Source organism: Bhargavaea massiliensis, from assembly GCF_018390575.1.
Taxonomy (GTDB): Bacteria; Bacillota; Bacilli; order Bacillales_A; family Planococcaceae; genus Bhargavaea; species Bhargavaea massiliensis.
Genome location: NZ_JAHBCJ010000003.1, coordinates 117,309 through 132,176 on the forward strand (window position 1 = coordinate 117,309; position 14,868 = coordinate 132,176).

The window sequence follows — 14,868 nt, forward strand, 5'->3', positions numbered from 1 at the left end:
TCTTGGGAATAAGGGCGGTGCCCAATCCCCTACAAATGGCACTGTCGGAAACTATTCAAAATTGTTAAAATAAAGTCTACATCATGAACCGGCTTCGATTTGAATCTCTAAAGGGGAGGGGAAAAGATGAAGCACTACGTTCGCGTGATTCCTCATACGTTGATTCAGCAGGAAGAGTCCGTCAAGGAAGTGCCGAAAGGTGTGGAATTGATTCAGGCACCAGAAATCTGGGATGAGACCAAAGGCAAAGGCATCAAAGTCGCTGTCCTGGATACGGGCTGTGACGTCAATCACCCTGATCTGAAGGAACGGATTATCGGCGGCCGCAATTTCACGGATGACGACAAAAGCAACCCCGGGATTTATGCGGATTACAACGGGCACGGTACGCATGTCGCGGGAACGATCGCCGCGCAGGCAAACGATGCGGGGGTTGTCGGGGTCGCACCGGAAGCGGACCTCCTCATCGTGAAGGTGCTGAACCGGAACGGATCCGGCCAGTACGAGTGGATTATCAAGGGCATCCACTATGCGATCGACCAGGGCGCCGATATTATTTCCATGTCCCTCGGCGGCCCCGTTGATGTCCCCGATCTTTACAAAGCCGTCAAAGCGGCGGTCGAGAAAAACATTCTCGTCGTTTGTGCGGCGGGCAATGAAGGCGACGGCGATGACTCCACGGACGAATTCGCTTATCCCGGCTGCTACAACGAAGTCATCAGTGTCGGGGCGATTAACCTCGAGCGCGACCCGTCCGAATTCACGAATTCCCACAACGAAGTGGATTGCGTGGCGCCCGGCGAGGAGATCCTCTCCACCCATCTGAATGGAAAATACGCCACGCTCAGCGGCACATCGATGGCCGCCCCTCACGTCTCCGGAGCACTGGCGCTGATCAAAGTGTACGCCACCCAGCAATTCGGAAGAAAGCTGTCGGAACCGGAGCTGTATGCCCAACTGATCAAACGGACCGTTCCGCTCGGCAACTCGCCGAAACTGGAAGGAAACGGCCTCGTCTATCTGACCGTTCCGGAGCACCTGGCACAAATCTTCACCGAAAAAGTAAAAGCCGCTGTCATGAGTGCGACATGATCAAAGAAACCAGCATTTCGGAAGCACGGATTGCCGCCCAGACCACCTATATCAACCGCGTGCTAAATGAACCGTATTATGACTCGGAGAAGGATCAAGAAGTGCGGTCCGTCTACTACAGCCAAGTGGATTTCGGGGACGGACACCTTCCGGAAAAGATCCACCTGCTGCTCGCCGGCACGCACACCCGCCCGCTAAAGTATGCACCGCATCAATACGTCTATCCGTGGGTCGATCTCCAGGAAAACTGCAAGCTGAAAAGCCTGTACTCGGGCGCAAGCCTCGATCCGCTCAAGACCATCGAAGAAGACCTGATGCTCCTGCAAACGGAGGGCGCGGACAGCAAGAAAACCGTCTTTAACACGGAGCATGTCGTGCCCCAATCCTGGTTCGGTGAAAAAGAGCCGATGAGAGGGGACCTCCATCACCTGTTCGCCTGCGAACCCGCCTGCAACAGCATGAGAAGCAACTACCCGTACCATGATTTCGAATCGTACGTTCCCGAATTCCGGGCTGACAAAATCCGGAGCGGCTGCGGAATGGCGGAAGACGGGAAGTTCGAGCCTGAATATGGGAAGGGGATTGCTGCGCGGGCTGTCTTCTATTTTGCGGTCAGATATAGTGATGCGATCAGGATGAAAGACAAAATGGATTTGAAGCTGCTGCTGAGGTGGCACCAGGAGCATCCAGTGAATGTCTATGAGAAACACAGAAACGCCGCTATCCAGGAGCTGCAGGGGAACCGCAATCCGTTTATCGACTATCCGGAGCTGGCGAAAGAAATAATCGGGATATGAAGAAAGCCGCCTGAAAATCGGGCGGCTTTCGGATTGTGTGCGGTGGTGGGGACTCCGTAGACTCCCATTTATATGGGTCTATTAATCGTATATTATATTTTTTCCTTCTTCAGCAAGCTTTTTCAAAGATGCCAGCATATGATTGATCTCTTCGTCGGAATGTCTTTCCCATAAACCCAATTCAGCGATTACTTTTAAAGGAGACTTTGACCTGTACGAGCGTGTCGGATTCCCAGGAAATCTTTGGTCAGTTAAATTTGGATCATTTTCAAAATCACCTAGTGGTTCTACAATATAAATTTTTTCCTTCGCCTTACCTTTTGCTAATTCAGCACCCCATTTGGCAGCCTCTAATGTTGCGGTAAAGTAGATATAGTTAGATTTTTTATCCTGGTAATTTGATAAATGTTGCGGTTCTAACAAATCCCCAATAGTTAATTCCGCTTTAGTACCGTGAAAAAAAGGACCTTTATCCAAGAGATCTTTTATTTCTTCCATTCTGATCCACCCCTATATTTTCAGATTGATATGTAAGTATAGTGCCCCCAAAAATAAAAAAACAGTCTGTAAATAAGTTGAAAATAACCGTATAGTGTTAGTAGAGAGGTTTTGTGTTGAAAAGAAGTATTAGCAGATGGTTGAGCAACACAGGTGGAATTTTTATACCAACAGTAAAAGTGTGATGCATATCGTCCATGTACAATATGCATCACACTTTATTTTTCATGACTTTTTACTGTAAGTAGAAAGGGGGTGGATGTGGGGATTCGGACCCCTGCAGGTGGCAACTCGGAGGGGGTAAGGTGGAATTCATCCAAAAGGAAGAGGAAGGCCCGGCCTTCCTCTTCTAAATGCGTTCCGAGTGCCCTCTAAACGGAGGTGAGTGTTGCGAACGCCGATTTCCTGATGAAGTAAGATTCGTCTTTTACCCGGTCTCTCATGCCACTCATCATCTGTAGTGAACCAGGTCATACGGGTGAAAAACTGAAGTAGGGATAATTAGAGAAGCTGCTAAAGCTGCAAATAGCCCTTTTACTTTCGTCTGTACTGTTACATTACCTTGTTGGAACTATGACTTTATAATCATTTGGTATATGTAAAACTGTTTCGTAAGATTGATCTTTAGTATATTTCTCTGAAATATTTTTTTCTATTTTTTTATAAGTGATATAAGCCTGGTCTATCTGTTCTTTTTGTACGATTACTTGGATGCGCTTCTTTTTGTCTGTTTTCTTACTCTCAGATATTTCTACTACTATTGGCTGTATATCCTTGTTAATATATGTAGATTTAATTGAAGTTCCATCATCATTCAAAACCTGAGAAAAGTCCTCTATGTTTTCTTTTTCTTCCGGCAACGACTCAAGGTAAGGATTTAAATAATTTTCTTCCCATTTCTTTTCATTCATAGAAAAGTTATATTCTTTAATCGTGAAAGATAAATAACCTGTTACAGCAAATAATATAACCAAGAAGAGAAAACTATAAATCCAACCTTTCATAGAAAGCTCTTTTTTTTCTTTAAATAAAAAAGCAATAAATGCGATAGTTATGAAAATCCAGATTGCTCCTGCGACTATAGCAAGTGGTGCATTAGAAAGAGCTGATACTTCTTCCTGGACTTTAATGACCTCTTCAATATTAGGCACATCTACACTCCTGAATGTTGTTTTTGAACTGTCCCGTTTTGGGTGACTTTGAGGGGATTTTTGGATTATATCTTTTTATTTTTCCATTATCTTGCAGGTTTGCTGGCCTGTCAATACCTTGTTGTCCTTCCAAGCACGGTTTTATGTGCATTACGTAGTCATAAAAAAAGCATCCATCTAGATGCTGATCATGATGTTAATATCTTGCTAATACCTATGCATGCTAAAACAACTACTGTTTATTGTGCTAATTTGTTTGTACTCTCAACTAAACGGGTTACCCGTTGCATGACGCCTTCTTGTAGTGGACCAGGTCATACGGATAATATGGAACACCCTTCATGCTGCTATCATCGATTCCCAAAATCTTCACTAGAGCCCCGCTTTCAAAGCTCCAATACCCACAGTAAATAGCATCCTGGTGGTTATGGGTATCATGCCAGCCGGCATGCTTGTTGCTGTCATACCAGTATTTCTCTAGGTATTCTTTTAATTTCTCTGGCTGCGCTTGTTTGTTACCGCTTTTAATGACATCAAGAAGTCTGTCATCGGGAGCTTCAACCCTTGCCGAACCTTCCGGTGTTGGACTGCCTTGGATCAGCAACTCAATGATAGGATTTTGAAGGTCATGCTTCCTCACGAGGTCTACGAGTCGGCTGAATAACTCATTCTCCAACTCCAGCATGACACCAACGGAGAGCACCCAAAGCATCTGTTCAATATCTCTGCCGATCCATGTTTTCTCCATCGATTCGATCAGCGGGGGCATCAGTGCTTCGATTTCTTCTATTGGCCGCCCTGCGGAATACAGCGCCCTCAGCTTTTTGAGGTATAGGTTGTTTAAGATGGAGTAGCCATGCCGATGGACAACAGCGAGACGGTTTCCAGGTAATAGTCGTAGCTTTCGATCGCTTGAGGTTTCCAAGTTTTCTCCATGAGGTGGACAAGGTGCGGAAGGATATCCTGAATCTCCTCCAGCGGATCACCTGCCGAGTACTTTGAAAGCAGTTTATTGAAATAAAAGCCGCTGAGGGATATATAACCGCTCTGGACCCCGGGATCATCCTCACCACGCTCGCGAACGACTGTCTCTACCAGCTCCTCGAATTCCCGGATAGAGTCGTCTTCGAACGCCAGCTTTTCCTTGAAAAAGGCTTCGTCTTTCAAGTGGTCTCTCATCTCATTCATCCTTTGTAGTGAACCATGTCATACGGGTAGTAGGGGACGTCCTTCAGACTGCTGTCATCCAGACCGAGGAGCTTCACGATCGCTCCGCTCTCAAAGCTCCAATATCCCCGGTAAACAAAATCATCAATTTCATGCGTGTCATGCCAGCCGGTGCCTTCGTGGTCCGGGTACCAGTCGTTTTGCAGGTATTGAGCGAGGTGCATGACGGAAGTATCTTTGTCGGACGCCATGAGGACATTGGCTAATTTTGCGTAAGGCCGGTCCATAAGAAAATGGCGGTTTCCGCTCACCGAACCGTTCATCAGGAAATCCATCAGCTTGTCATGATCACGGTAAATTTGGGCAATCCGTTTGACCCTAGTCATAAGCCTATCCTCGATCTCCAGCATGATCCCGATGGACATCAGCCAAAGGCATTCATTGTAGTAATCCATGTTCCGGATCACCGAAGGGGTATAGGCTCTCTCCATGATCCCGACCACTTCAGGGAGGAATCCGCTGATTTCATCCAAAGGGCGTCCCGCCGAATACAGAGAAATCAGCTTGTTGAAATAAAGGACTTCCAAATAGCTGACGAGCGTGTAGACGCCTTCACCGTCAGGCCCTCTTTCTGCAATCAACGCCTCTGCGGCACGTTCGAACTTTGTGATTCTGGCATCATGATTATCCAAAAAACCCTCAAAATAGGCCGTGTCCTTGTATTGGTCTTTCATTCCATACATCCTTTATAGTGAACCATGTCATACGGGTAATAGGGGACGTCCTTCAGGCTGCTGTCGTCCAGCCCCAAGATCTTCACAATCGCTCCGCTCTCGAAGCTCCAGTACCCCCGGTAAACATAATCTTCTTTGTGGTGGGTGTTGTGCCAGCCAACTTCCTCGTGTCCCTTATACCAATCGTTTTCCAGGTATGCCTTTAACTGAATAACCTGATCCGATGCATCACTGCCTGTCAGTACATCCCAAAGTTTAGGATAAGGCTCGTCCAGGAAAAATGCCTGATTTTCAACCCTGCCATCCACGAGGAAATCAATCAACGCATCCCGATTCCGGTAGGTCTCTCCCAGGCGCCCGAGCCGGTCCATCTGCTTCTCATCAAGCTCGAGCAGGTAGCCGATGGACAGCATCCAGACGCACTTAATGTAATAATCATAGCTCTTGATTATCGATGGCCTCCAGGCTTTCTCCATGTTATCGATGACCTCCGGGATAAACTTCTTGATCTCATCAATCGTGCAGCCCGCTGAGTACATGGCAATCAGCTTGTTGAAATAAAACACATTGAGTGAAACAAACCCACTCTGAACACCTTTATCATCAGTACCTCTTTCGGAAATGATCGTTCCCATTGCATCCTTGAATCTATTGATCTGCATCTCATAAAATCTCAAGTAACCATCAAAATATGCTTTGTCCTTGCGGGTATCTCTCATCTATGACCCTCTCGTTCCTTGAAGTGCACCATGTCGTACGGGTAATAGGGGACGTCCTTCAGGCTGCTATCATCCAGGTCCAAGATCTTCACAATCGCTCCGCTCTCGAAACTCCAGTAGCCGGGATAGATTATGTCATCAATTAAGTGGGAATCAAACCACCATGCCTTGCCATGGCCTTTATACCAATCATCTTCCAAGTATGATTTTAGACTGAGGACCTGCTGAGCAGGGTCGGTACCGCTGATGACCGGCAGAAGGTTTTTGTAGGGGCGGCCAAACAAGAAGGTGGACTTGGGGCGTGAATCCCGAGGGTCCAGAAAAAAATTAACCAAAGTATCCTCCTCATAGATCTTTGCCAACTGTTTCACACGGGAGAGCGATGTCTCGTCGACCTCCAGCATGATCCCTATAGAGAGCAGCCAGACCACTTCAAGGTAATCGTCATAGTTTCCAATTGCATTTGTAGGCCGGCTTCTTTCCATCAGATCGATCAGCTTTGGAAGAGCGTCCTTGATTTCATGAAGCGGGCGTCCGGCAGAATACATGGCAATCAACTTGCTGTAAGAGTAAACACTCAGAGAGTCATAGGTGTTATCGACACCTTCATCGCCCACTCCGCGCTCATTGATCAGTTGCTCCGCCAAGTCCTCAAACTCAACGATTGCGGAATGATGTTGTTCGATATATTCTCCGAAATAATTCTCGTCTTTCAGATGGTCTCTCATCGGCATCGTTACCCTTCACTATGATTGCGATACGAACAGTTTATCATTTGGAGATGAGGGCATCAGTGTTCTGTCAGGATGGCAGCGGTGGCAGGGCTTTAAAGGGGGAGGATCTGAAAAAGAAAAGCGTCCATTGCGGACGCTTTTCAATTAGTTATTATAGTGGACCAGATCATACGGGTAGTAGGGGACGTCTTTCAGGATGCTGTCATCCAGTCTAAGGATTTTTGCAACGGCTCCGCTCTCAAAGCTCCAGTAACCATTATAGATATCATCGCTATTTTTATGGGTATCATACCACCCAGAATCGTTATGCCCTTCATACCAATACTTCTCAAGATAATCCTTTAGTTTTATTACAGCCTCAGTCTGGTTGCTTTGTATAACTTGGACCAATTTTAGATAGGGTACCTCAAATAGAAGTTGGCCTTTAAGGGTGCTTTTTTCGTGTTGTTTTCCTTGAATTAAAAACTCAATTAGCGAGTCATGCAGGTTGTGTTTCCTTACCATTTCTATTAACTGTTCGAATTGATTATTTTCAATATCAAGCATGACGCTAATCGATAAGGTTGATAGCATTTGTTCATAGTCATTGCCATCCCAGGATTTTTTCATCAGCTCAATAACTTTAGGTAATAAATTTCGAATTTCTTCAATTGGTCGTCCTGCTGAATATAAAGCGTTTAATTTTATAAAATAATATCCAGTTAATATAGTGTATCCTGCTTGTACCCCCTCGTCATCCTCACCGCGCTGTTCAATAACCATCGCCATTGCTTGCTCGTACCTTTCGATGTTCGCTTCTTCGTCTTTAATAAACTCTTCAAAGTAATTTTTGTCCCTAAGAAAATCTCTTACCATTTGAACTCTCCTTGTTAACCAAATTAATCGATTCCTTTTTCGACTATTTCTCCATCTTTTTTAATTCGGACTAGTCTCTTCTGAACATTGCTCGGGTTAATAAGCTTTTCAAATTCAATTTCTCGTGCCGTATTTTTTCCAACCGCATTTCTTAAGCGGTCTTTGCTACTTACCCACTTATCACTCATCTGTCTCCCGTTTTTTGTATGACCTAGTCTAGAACTATTATATTTTGCTTCCGCAATTATATACTTCGGCGGTGGAGAGGAATTCTCGTACACTCCATCAATCCCCTGAACAATCTTTTGCTCCAACTTCGTTACTCGATCTCTGCTAATTCTAGAATACCCCTGACTCTCATAATGCACGTCCATCTTCATCTCGCCGTAGTTGCCTTTTTGTTGATTGTTTTTCAGTTTGGTTTTTCCGGATTCTACAGATTTTATTGCATTCCGCTGCTGAATTTGTGCAGCGGTGTAGTGGCGTTTTCCTTTGATGGCTGCATAGCTGGCGTCGGTTTTGAACCACTTTCCGATTGAAGATTTCTTAACCAGTTTAAATCCAAGCTTCCCGGCCTTCACACCTTTGCCCATCGGCGTCATTCCGAAGATGGCAAATCCTTTTTGCAGGAGGGTGGAGTCCTTGTCCGTGATGGTTTTTAAATCGTCGAACAGCATAACGTCGGCAAAGTCTTTTGCAGCCTTGAGGAATCCGTTCTCGCTTTCTGCTTCTGGTTTTTCGGTGCTGTTTCCGATTGCAGCATTAGGAGCAGTCATCAGTGATTCAGGAGTGAGACCTTCGAGAGTGGAGGAGCCGAGGTTCCTTCTATTGTACAAAACATTCTGAGGGTTCTCCATGCCGTTCAGGCCGCTGACGCTATCCATCGTTGCGGATTGATGTGCCAGTCCCAGTTGGAGCGGGGACCTGGCTGTCACTGCGGCCCATTGCTGTGCAGGGAAATCAACGTCAGTCAGTCCGCTCTGGAACAAGGATTCGATTTGAGCGATCCACTTTTCCATTGCCTGCAGTTGGTCTGATGCGGGCATCAGCCGGTTTGTCTGTGCGGCGTCGAATTCATTCAGGTCACTGACGGTCTGAATCTTCTCGCGGCGTGCATCGAGTACGCCATCCTGTACCTGGCTGTCATCCAGGTGGGGGAGGCTGACGATATCGGCAACCTGGTCCATGATGGCATTGGTCTCATCCGTCAGGTTACTGGAGATTCTGGTAATCAGATGCAGCCCATTCTCTACTTCACTTTCAATGAAACCTTCGTCTATGTAACCGTCAGGTGCGGGCTCCAGTGCATCTGTTGCAGATTCGATGCTGGATAATGTGCTGTAGAAGTTCTCTTTGAACATGAGGAAATACTCGAGAAACGGCAGGTGGCACTCCTGATAAAATCTCCTGATGGCGTCTCCGCCCTGGCCTTTCAGTGCTTCGTTAAGTTGGATCAGTTCTCTGACGGAATCCATAATGAGCGTCATTTCGCTCTCCAGCCGGTTCAATGTCTCCTTATTGCGCGCCAGCCCCTCCTTAAATTGGGCGACATCCAACACCTTCATGCTCCATCACCTTCTTCCGCGGATTGCACAGCAAGATCAATTACCAATAGTTTACCATTGAGGGGTGGGTGAGGGACTGCATCGTTTAGCCCGTTTTGATTTGAGATGTGGAGGAAGATGGATGCTGTCTTATAGGTAAGAACTCATAGAAGAGCAGACGAACAGAAGGCACCCGATGTGGATGCCTTCTTGTTAATTCTTATAATGAACCATGTCATACGGGTAGTAGGGGACATCTTTCAGGCTGCTGTCATCGAGTCCTAAAACTTTCACAACGGCCCCACTTTCAAAGCTCCAATATCCACGGTAAATATAGTCGTTGAACTGATGGGTATCATGCCAGGCGGCGGGCTCGTGGGCAGGGTACCACTCATGTTTTATGTAGTCGGTGAGATGTGCCAATGCGGTCTCCTGATCTGGGGCATTCATGACGCAGGACAGTTTGGAATATGGACGGGCGACAAAAAATCGGGGGTTCTCTGACTCCCCGTTGCCCTCTGGATTCAAAAGAAAATCGGTCAATGCATCCTTGGCTTGATAAATACCGGCTATCCTTTTAATCCTCTCGAAGTCCTCACCATCCTGATCCAGCATGACCGCGATGGACAACAGCCATAAGGATTGTATGTAGTAGTCGTAATCATGGTCCACACCGGGGGCATAGGACCTTTCCATGATTTCAATCAGTTTGGGGAGAAATTCTTTAATTTCATCCAGGGGGTGGCCCGCTGAGTACATGGCGATGAATTTGTTGAAGTACAGCATGTTCAAGTAGGTGGCTATTGTGTGGGCGCCGTCGTCTTCAGGCCCCTTCTCTTGTATTCGGGCATGGGAGGCCTGTTCGAACTTTGCAATCCGGGCGTCGTGGTTTTCTATGAATTCTTTGAAATAGTTCTCGTCTTTTAAGGGGTCTCTCACCAAGGGAAACAGCTCCTTTACTGCCGATAGTGAACGAGGTCGTATGGATAGTAGCGCACATTCATCAGTTTTTCATCATCAAGCCCGAGAATTTTCGCCACCGCTCCGCTTTCAAAGCTCCAATATCCGCTGTAGATCGGATCCTCGTGCTTGTGCGTGTCGTGCCAGCCGGAGTCCTTATGGCCGTCGTACCAATGGTTTTCGAGGTAGCTTCGCAATCGTTCCACCTGTCCATTTCCGTCACTTTGGAGGACTTTCATCAGTTTCGCATAAGGCTCAGCAAATAGAAGGGGCCCTTCTGGATGCCCATCGATCATAAACTCGATCAGACCATCACGGAGTTCGTACTTCCTGACCAAATCCGCCAGACGGCTGAACTGCTCCTCCTCGACGTCCAGCATGACCCCGATGGAGAGCGCCTGCAGCATCTGTTCATAGTTCTCTCCGTTCCAGGATTTCTCCATCATCTCGATGACGCCGGGGAAGAGGCGGCTGATTTCGTCCAATGGGCGTCCGGCTGAATACATGGCGATGATCCGGTCGAGGTAATGATTGGCGAGGAAAAGGTAACCATTCCTCGCGCCTTCGTCGTGTGCCCCGCGCTGTTCGATGACGGTATGCAAGACCTTTTCAATCTGTTGGATTCTGGTGTTTTTCTTTTCGATATGGGTATTGTAGTACTCTTCGTTGCGCGATGAATCCCTCACTACCATTTCTCATCCCTCTTTTCATCCAAGTCCTGAACGGGAGATTCCCGCTATTCTTTCCGCTCGATCAGATATAAGACGACCGTGATAAAGAAAATGGCGAGGGGGATTTGTTCGTTAACAAGAAGAAAGAATACGCCTAAGAGAGCCGCGATCATAAGCAACATCCAGCGGGCTTTTTCTCCGCCCAGCCAATCGCCAATCATGATGAGGGCGCCACCGCCGATCAGAAAATAGGGGAGTGCGGATTAAGTAATAATCCTCTTCGATAGCAATGGCTGGGAGGACGAAGGCTAAGAAAAATCCGATGATTTTCATGCCTTTCCCGATTCGCTCCTTAATCTTCTTCATTTCCACGCTGCAATACGTCGTAATTCAGGGGGGAGGTAGGGATTCAGCCCCCCCTGGAGGTGGTGTTTCGGAGGGCGCAAGGTGGTAACCACCCCAAAAGGAAAAGGAAGGCCGCGGCCTTCCTCCTTAAATGAGCTCTTGAAATGTCTTCCAAGTCAGCCCTACTGTTATGCTTCCGTTTCCTGCAATCTTCCTCTGAAATCCTCTTTTGTTTCCCTGTCCTTCTGCTGTAACCGAAGAAACAGATTGTTTAAAAGTAAGGATAGGATAATGAAAACGGTGCCGATATAATCATAAGCCGTGACGCTTACACCTTGGAGAGTTTGAATGACTAGCGTTGTAACGGGCACAAAGTTAAGAAATAACAATCCGTTCAGCGGTGTGATGACACTTACGCCATAGTTCCACCCCACCAGGGCGAACACTCCCGGGAAGATGACCATAAATGCGATATGCGGGCTTGTAATGGTCAATGTTTCAACGGTTGGAAACGCGACATATCCTGCAAGCGTTGCACCAATCACGACAACAGCCGCAGTAGCCGTTCCGAGCAAACAGCTCAAAGTTGAATACCGCAATGCAGACCAGCCATCGTTACTGAATCGGGTTCCGCCCATCGTGTACACAACCCACCCAACGACTGCGATAAAGATCAATAAAGATGGAATGACCGCATTTGAAGCGGAGAAAAAGGCACCGAAATCACCTTTTGTTACGACCAACGATGCGCCGACAAACCCAAGAACGACACAAAACATCGTAAAGGCATGAGGCCGTTGCCTGATGAACACCCAAGCAATCACAATAGAAATCATCGGCATTAACGATTCCATGATCGAAGCAATCATCGTACCCGGATCACCCAATAAATCCTGTCCCCAGAAAATCAGCAAATTATAAACCGCAAAGGCCATTGTTCCAAAAAACCAGAGAAGCCGGCCCTTCCCTTCAAAACGGAAAGCTTCCTTCCCTTCCTTCCAAAACAGCCATACAACTAAAATAATCGTTACAAAACCATACCGGAAAAGTGTGAAGTAAAATGGGTCGATATGCTGAAATGCATGATTCGCAACCGGAAACATGGCTCCCCAGGAAACTGCAGAAATCAGGCATAACATAGCGGCCCATACTACGGTGTTCTTCATGATGTTCTGTCTCCTTCAACTCTGTTACCTCTAATTAAATCATAGACGAGATATCTTTAAAAATGAACGATATTGATACCTTCCATCTCAATTAGTGATATCATAAGGGGGAGGGGTGATCATATGGAATTTAAAGATTTAGAGATTTTTCAAATGGTTGCACAAAAAGGGACAGTGACCGATGCGGCTAAAGAATTAAGTTATGTCCAATCCAATATCACCTCAAGAATTAAAAAACTTGAGACTGAAATGAATACCGCTCTTTTTAACCGTCATAGTCGCGGAATGACATTAACGCCGGAAGGAAAAAAACTTCTGGTTTACTGCGAAAAGATTCTTGCGCTGACAAATGAAATGAAGAAAGTCGTTCAAAGCAAAACTGAACCGGCAGGCAAACTGGAAATCGGGACTGTCGAAACCGTTATGAAACTGCCGGTGATACTAGCTTCATATAACAAAAAGTATAAAAACGTAGACTTGTCACTCTTCAGTGGGGTTACGCATCAACTCCAGGATGATGTGCTGCACCACCGTTTGGACGGTGCGTTCGTGACGGAAATCGATCACCATCCTGAACTGGTGTCCCATGATGTTTTTCAAGAAGAGCTTGTCCTGATATCAGACAGTACAAAGACGTCTTTGGATCAACTAAAAGAAGAACCGATTCTTTGCTTTAGCGAAGGATGCGGCTACCGGGCACGACTGGCAAAGTGGTATAACGATCAAAACATCACACCGCAAAAATTAATGGAGTTCGGGACGCTGGAAACGATTTTGGGGAGCGTCACGATGGGGCTGGGCATTACGTTCGTTCCCAAATCAGCCGTTGCCCATCTGGAAGAAAGAGGAATGGTGCACTGCCATTACTTGCCTGAAAAATATAGTAAAATCAACACAATATTCATCAGGCGGAAAGATGCCTATTTAACGTCCACACTCGAAAAGTTCATCGAAACATTTGAACGGGTCGGCGAAATGTCATACCCGCTTGCGAATAAAAAAGTCCTCAGTACTTGAAAAAGTAGCTGAGGGTTTTTTGGGTTATTACTGGGGTGACGTAGTAACTCGCACCCGATTGGTAGGAGCTCAGCAGAGGGGAGGTGGGAACTCATGCCCCCTTGGTGGGAACTCACCACAATTCACACAAAAAATCCCCCGGATCCGCAAAGATTCCGGGGGATAACCAGTTCACATCAATCAACTTTCGCAGCCAATGCCTTTTCAAATTCATCCCGCACTTGTTTGAGCAGGACGGCATCCGTCAGCAGCCGGTGTCCGGCCGAGGCCAGGGCTTTCGCGCCTCGGATCAGTGCTTCGTCGCCGGCAGGGGAGGCGGCGGCTTCGCGGAATTCGTTGGTATGGCCGATCAGGTCATCCGGGCCGATTTTGATGTGCGGGTGGGCGGTCGGGACGACGTAGCTGATGTTGCCGGCGTCGGTCGAACCTTTGCCTTTGCGCTTTTCGTAGACTACGGTTTCGCCGACCGCTTCCAGCTCTTCGGCAAGTGCCTCGTCGAGTACGCTGTTCAAGACGAAGTCACGGACTTCATTCTGGAAGCGTTCGATCTTGACCGTCGCGCCTGTCGCGAGTGCCGCTCCTTCCGCGACGGCGCGTACTTTCGCAGCGGTCTCTTCCGTGCGGGCCCATGTTTCGGCGCGGATAAAGAAGCGGGCTGAAGCATAGTCCGGGATGATGTTCGGTGCGTCGCCCCCGTGGGTGATGATGCCGTGGATGCGGACATCGGACGGCAGCTGCTGGCGAAGTGCGTTGATGCCGTTGAACAGGCCGATCACGGCGTCGAGTGCATTGATCCCTTTTTCAGGGGAACCCGATGCATGGGCGGAGCGGCCGTGGAAGTGGAAATCGAGCGGGTCAACGGCCAGCGTTTCAACTGTCGGTCCAGTCTTGGCCCCCGGATGGATCATCAGCGCCACATCGATATCTTCCAGGAATCCATGGCGGACGAAGCTCCCCTTTGCACTGCCGTTCGGCCCGCCTTCTTCCGCCGGTGTGCCGAGCACGACCACCCGTCCTCCGGTCTCGTCCAATGTTTCTGCCAGTGCAATGGCAGCTGCAACACTAGTCGTGCCGATGATGTTGTGCCCGCACGCATGGCCGAGGCCCGGCAACGCGTCATACTCGGCGAGAAAAGCGACCGCCGGGCCGTCGATCCCGCTGTCCTTCACGGCATGGAATGAGGTTTCGTGCCCAGCGACAGCCGTCTCTACGGTGAATCCGGCTTCCTGAAGAAGTTCCACGAGCCGTCCGCTTGCGTACACTTCCTCGTTGCCGATCTCTGGCCGTGCGTGGATGTCATGGCTCACTTCGATGTATCGCGCCCGGTTTTCCTCGATGGAATCATAAATCCTCTTTTTCGTATCCTGTGCAACTGTCATTGATAATCCCTCCATTTAATAGAATGAAAATCTTTCCGT

General features: G+C 47.6%; 17 protein-coding genes. 3 read left to right on the forward strand and 14 right to left on the reverse strand.

Annotated features, from left to right (window positions below; translation table 11 throughout):
* The first annotated feature begins 126 nt into the window (after positions 1-126).
* Positions 127-1,092: a S8 family peptidase gene (locus KHA84_RS05475; RefSeq protein ID WP_213422527.1), complete on the forward strand. Its 966-nt coding sequence runs from the start codon at positions 127-129 to the stop codon at positions 1,090-1,092.
* Positions 1,089-1,889, forward strand: coding sequence for an endonuclease I family protein (locus tag KHA84_RS05480; RefSeq protein WP_213422528.1), 801 nt, complete (start codon positions 1,089-1,091; stop codon positions 1,887-1,889). Before KHA84_RS05475 ends, KHA84_RS05480 begins: the two co-directional genes overlap by 4 nt.
* Before the next feature lie 81 nt (positions 1,890-1,970).
* On the opposite strand, the gene arr is transcribed toward KHA84_RS05480, so the two are convergent.
* From arr to KHA84_RS05545, 13 genes are all read right to left on the reverse strand, one after another.
* Complete coding sequence (gene arr / locus KHA84_RS05485) at positions 1,971-2,387, reverse strand: NAD(+)--rifampin ADP-ribosyltransferase (RefSeq protein WP_213422529.1); 417 nt, start codon at positions 2,385-2,387, stop codon at positions 1,971-1,973.
* A 557-nt stretch (positions 2,388-2,944) separates the two neighbouring features.
* Entirely contained in the window at positions 2,945-3,538 is a 594-nt protein-coding gene (locus KHA84_RS05490; protein WP_213422530.1) for a hypothetical protein, read from the reverse strand.
* Between the two features lie 277 nt (positions 3,539-3,815).
* Positions 3,816-4,463, reverse strand: coding sequence for a PoNe immunity protein domain-containing protein (locus tag KHA84_RS05495; RefSeq protein ID WP_213422531.1), 648 nt, complete (start codon positions 4,461-4,463; stop codon positions 3,816-3,818).
* Positions 4,379-4,717, reverse strand: a complete 339-nt coding sequence (locus KHA84_RS05500; protein WP_213422532.1) for a PoNe immunity protein domain-containing protein — start codon at positions 4,715-4,717, stop codon at positions 4,379-4,381. Before KHA84_RS05500 ends, KHA84_RS05495 begins: the two co-directional genes overlap by 85 nt.
* Positions 4,718-4,722: 5 nt before the next feature.
* The gene (locus KHA84_RS05505; RefSeq protein WP_213422533.1) at positions 4,723-5,439 is read right to left on the reverse strand and encodes a PoNe immunity protein domain-containing protein; all 717 of its coding nucleotides are present in this window, start codon (positions 5,437-5,439) and stop codon (positions 4,723-4,725) included.
* The gene (locus KHA84_RS05510) at positions 5,436-6,158 is read right to left on the reverse strand and encodes a PoNe immunity protein domain-containing protein (RefSeq protein WP_213422534.1); all 723 of its coding nucleotides are present in this window, start codon (positions 6,156-6,158) and stop codon (positions 5,436-5,438) included. The genes KHA84_RS05505 and KHA84_RS05510 overlap by 4 nt, the downstream gene beginning before the upstream one ends.
* Positions 6,155-6,886: a PoNe immunity protein domain-containing protein gene (locus tag KHA84_RS05515; RefSeq protein WP_213422535.1), complete on the reverse strand. Its 732-nt coding sequence runs from the start codon at positions 6,884-6,886 to the stop codon at positions 6,155-6,157. The genes KHA84_RS05510 and KHA84_RS05515 overlap by 4 nt, the downstream gene beginning before the upstream one ends.
* A 150-nt stretch (positions 6,887-7,036) precedes the next feature.
* A complete protein-coding gene (locus KHA84_RS05520) occupies positions 7,037-7,747 on the reverse strand; it encodes a PoNi-like cognate immunity protein (RefSeq protein WP_213422536.1) in 711 nt (236 codons plus the stop codon).
* 23 nt (positions 7,748-7,770) lie between these two features.
* Positions 7,771-9,312, reverse strand: a complete 1,542-nt coding sequence (locus KHA84_RS05525; protein WP_213422537.1) for a T7SS effector LXG polymorphic toxin — start codon at positions 9,310-9,312, stop codon at positions 7,771-7,773.
* Between the two features lie 192 nt (positions 9,313-9,504).
* Positions 9,505-10,230, reverse strand: coding sequence for a PoNe immunity protein domain-containing protein (locus KHA84_RS05530; protein WP_336511108.1), 726 nt, complete (start codon positions 10,228-10,230; stop codon positions 9,505-9,507).
* Between the two features lie 17 nt (positions 10,231-10,247).
* Positions 10,248-10,943, reverse strand: coding sequence for a PoNi-like cognate immunity protein (locus tag KHA84_RS05535; RefSeq protein ID WP_213422539.1), 696 nt, complete (start codon positions 10,941-10,943; stop codon positions 10,248-10,250).
* A gap of 44 nt (positions 10,944-10,987) precedes the next feature.
* Positions 10,988-11,143, reverse strand: a complete 156-nt coding sequence (locus tag KHA84_RS05540; RefSeq protein WP_213422540.1) for a hypothetical protein — start codon at positions 11,141-11,143, stop codon at positions 10,988-10,990.
* Between the two features lie 312 nt (positions 11,144-11,455).
* Positions 11,456-12,433, reverse strand: a complete 978-nt coding sequence (locus KHA84_RS05545; RefSeq protein WP_213422541.1) for a DMT family transporter — start codon at positions 12,431-12,433, stop codon at positions 11,456-11,458.
* A 123-nt stretch (positions 12,434-12,556) separates the two neighbouring features.
* On the opposite strand from KHA84_RS05545, the gene KHA84_RS05550 reads away from it, so the two are divergent.
* Positions 12,557-13,450 (forward strand): LysR family transcriptional regulator, encoded by an 894-nt coding sequence (locus KHA84_RS05550; protein WP_213422542.1) that lies wholly within the window; start codon positions 12,557-12,559, stop codon positions 13,448-13,450.
* A gap of 176 nt (positions 13,451-13,626) precedes the next feature.
* On the opposite strand, the gene KHA84_RS05555 is transcribed toward KHA84_RS05550, so the two are convergent.
* Entirely contained in the window at positions 13,627-14,829 is a 1,203-nt protein-coding gene (locus KHA84_RS05555; RefSeq protein WP_213422543.1) for a M20 family metallopeptidase, read from the reverse strand.
* Between the last annotated feature and the right edge of the window lie 39 nt (positions 14,830-14,868).

Excerpts from the sequence above, each read along its gene's own strand:
- KHA84_RS05475 (WP_213422527.1), top strand. The coding sequence starts at position 127 with ATGAAGCACTACGTTCGCGTGATTCCTCATACGTTGATTCAGCAGGAA.
- KHA84_RS05480 (WP_213422528.1), top strand. The coding sequence starts at position 1,089 with ATGATCAAAGAAACCAGCATTTCGGAAGCACGGATTGCCGCCCAGACC.
- arr (WP_213422529.1), bottom strand. The coding sequence starts at position 2,387 with ATGGAAGAAATAAAAGATCTCTTGGATAAAGGTCCTTTTTTTCACGGT.
- KHA84_RS05500 (WP_213422532.1), bottom strand. The coding sequence starts at position 4,717 with ATGAGAGACCACTTGAAAGACGAAGCCTTTTTCAAGGAAAAGCTGGCG.
- KHA84_RS05505 (WP_213422533.1), bottom strand. The coding sequence starts at position 5,439 with ATGAAAGACCAATACAAGGACACGGCCTATTTTGAGGGTTTTTTGGAT.
- KHA84_RS05510 (WP_213422534.1), bottom strand. The coding sequence starts at position 6,158 with ATGAGAGATACCCGCAAGGACAAAGCATATTTTGATGGTTACTTGAGA.
- KHA84_RS05515 (WP_213422535.1), bottom strand. The coding sequence starts at position 6,886 with ATGAGAGACCATCTGAAAGACGAGAATTATTTCGGAGAATATATCGAA.
- KHA84_RS05520 (WP_213422536.1), bottom strand. The coding sequence starts at position 7,747 with ATGGTAAGAGATTTTCTTAGGGACAAAAATTACTTTGAAGAGTTTATT.
- KHA84_RS05525 (WP_213422537.1), bottom strand. The coding sequence starts at position 9,312 with ATGAAGGTGTTGGATGTCGCCCAATTTAAGGAGGGGCTGGCGCGCAAT.
- KHA84_RS05535 (WP_213422539.1), bottom strand. The coding sequence starts at position 10,943 with ATGGTAGTGAGGGATTCATCGCGCAACGAAGAGTACTACAATACCCAT.
- KHA84_RS05540 (WP_213422540.1), bottom strand. The coding sequence starts at position 11,143 with ATGATTGGCGATTGGCTGGGCGGAGAAAAAGCCCGCTGGATGTTGCTT.
- KHA84_RS05545 (WP_213422541.1), bottom strand. The coding sequence starts at position 12,433 with ATGAAGAACACCGTAGTATGGGCCGCTATGTTATGCCTGATTTCTGCA.
- KHA84_RS05550 (WP_213422542.1), top strand. The coding sequence starts at position 12,557 with ATGGAATTTAAAGATTTAGAGATTTTTCAAATGGTTGCACAAAAAGGG.
- KHA84_RS05555 (WP_213422543.1), bottom strand. The coding sequence starts at position 14,829 with ATGACAGTTGCACAGGATACGAAAAAGAGGATTTATGATTCCATCGAG.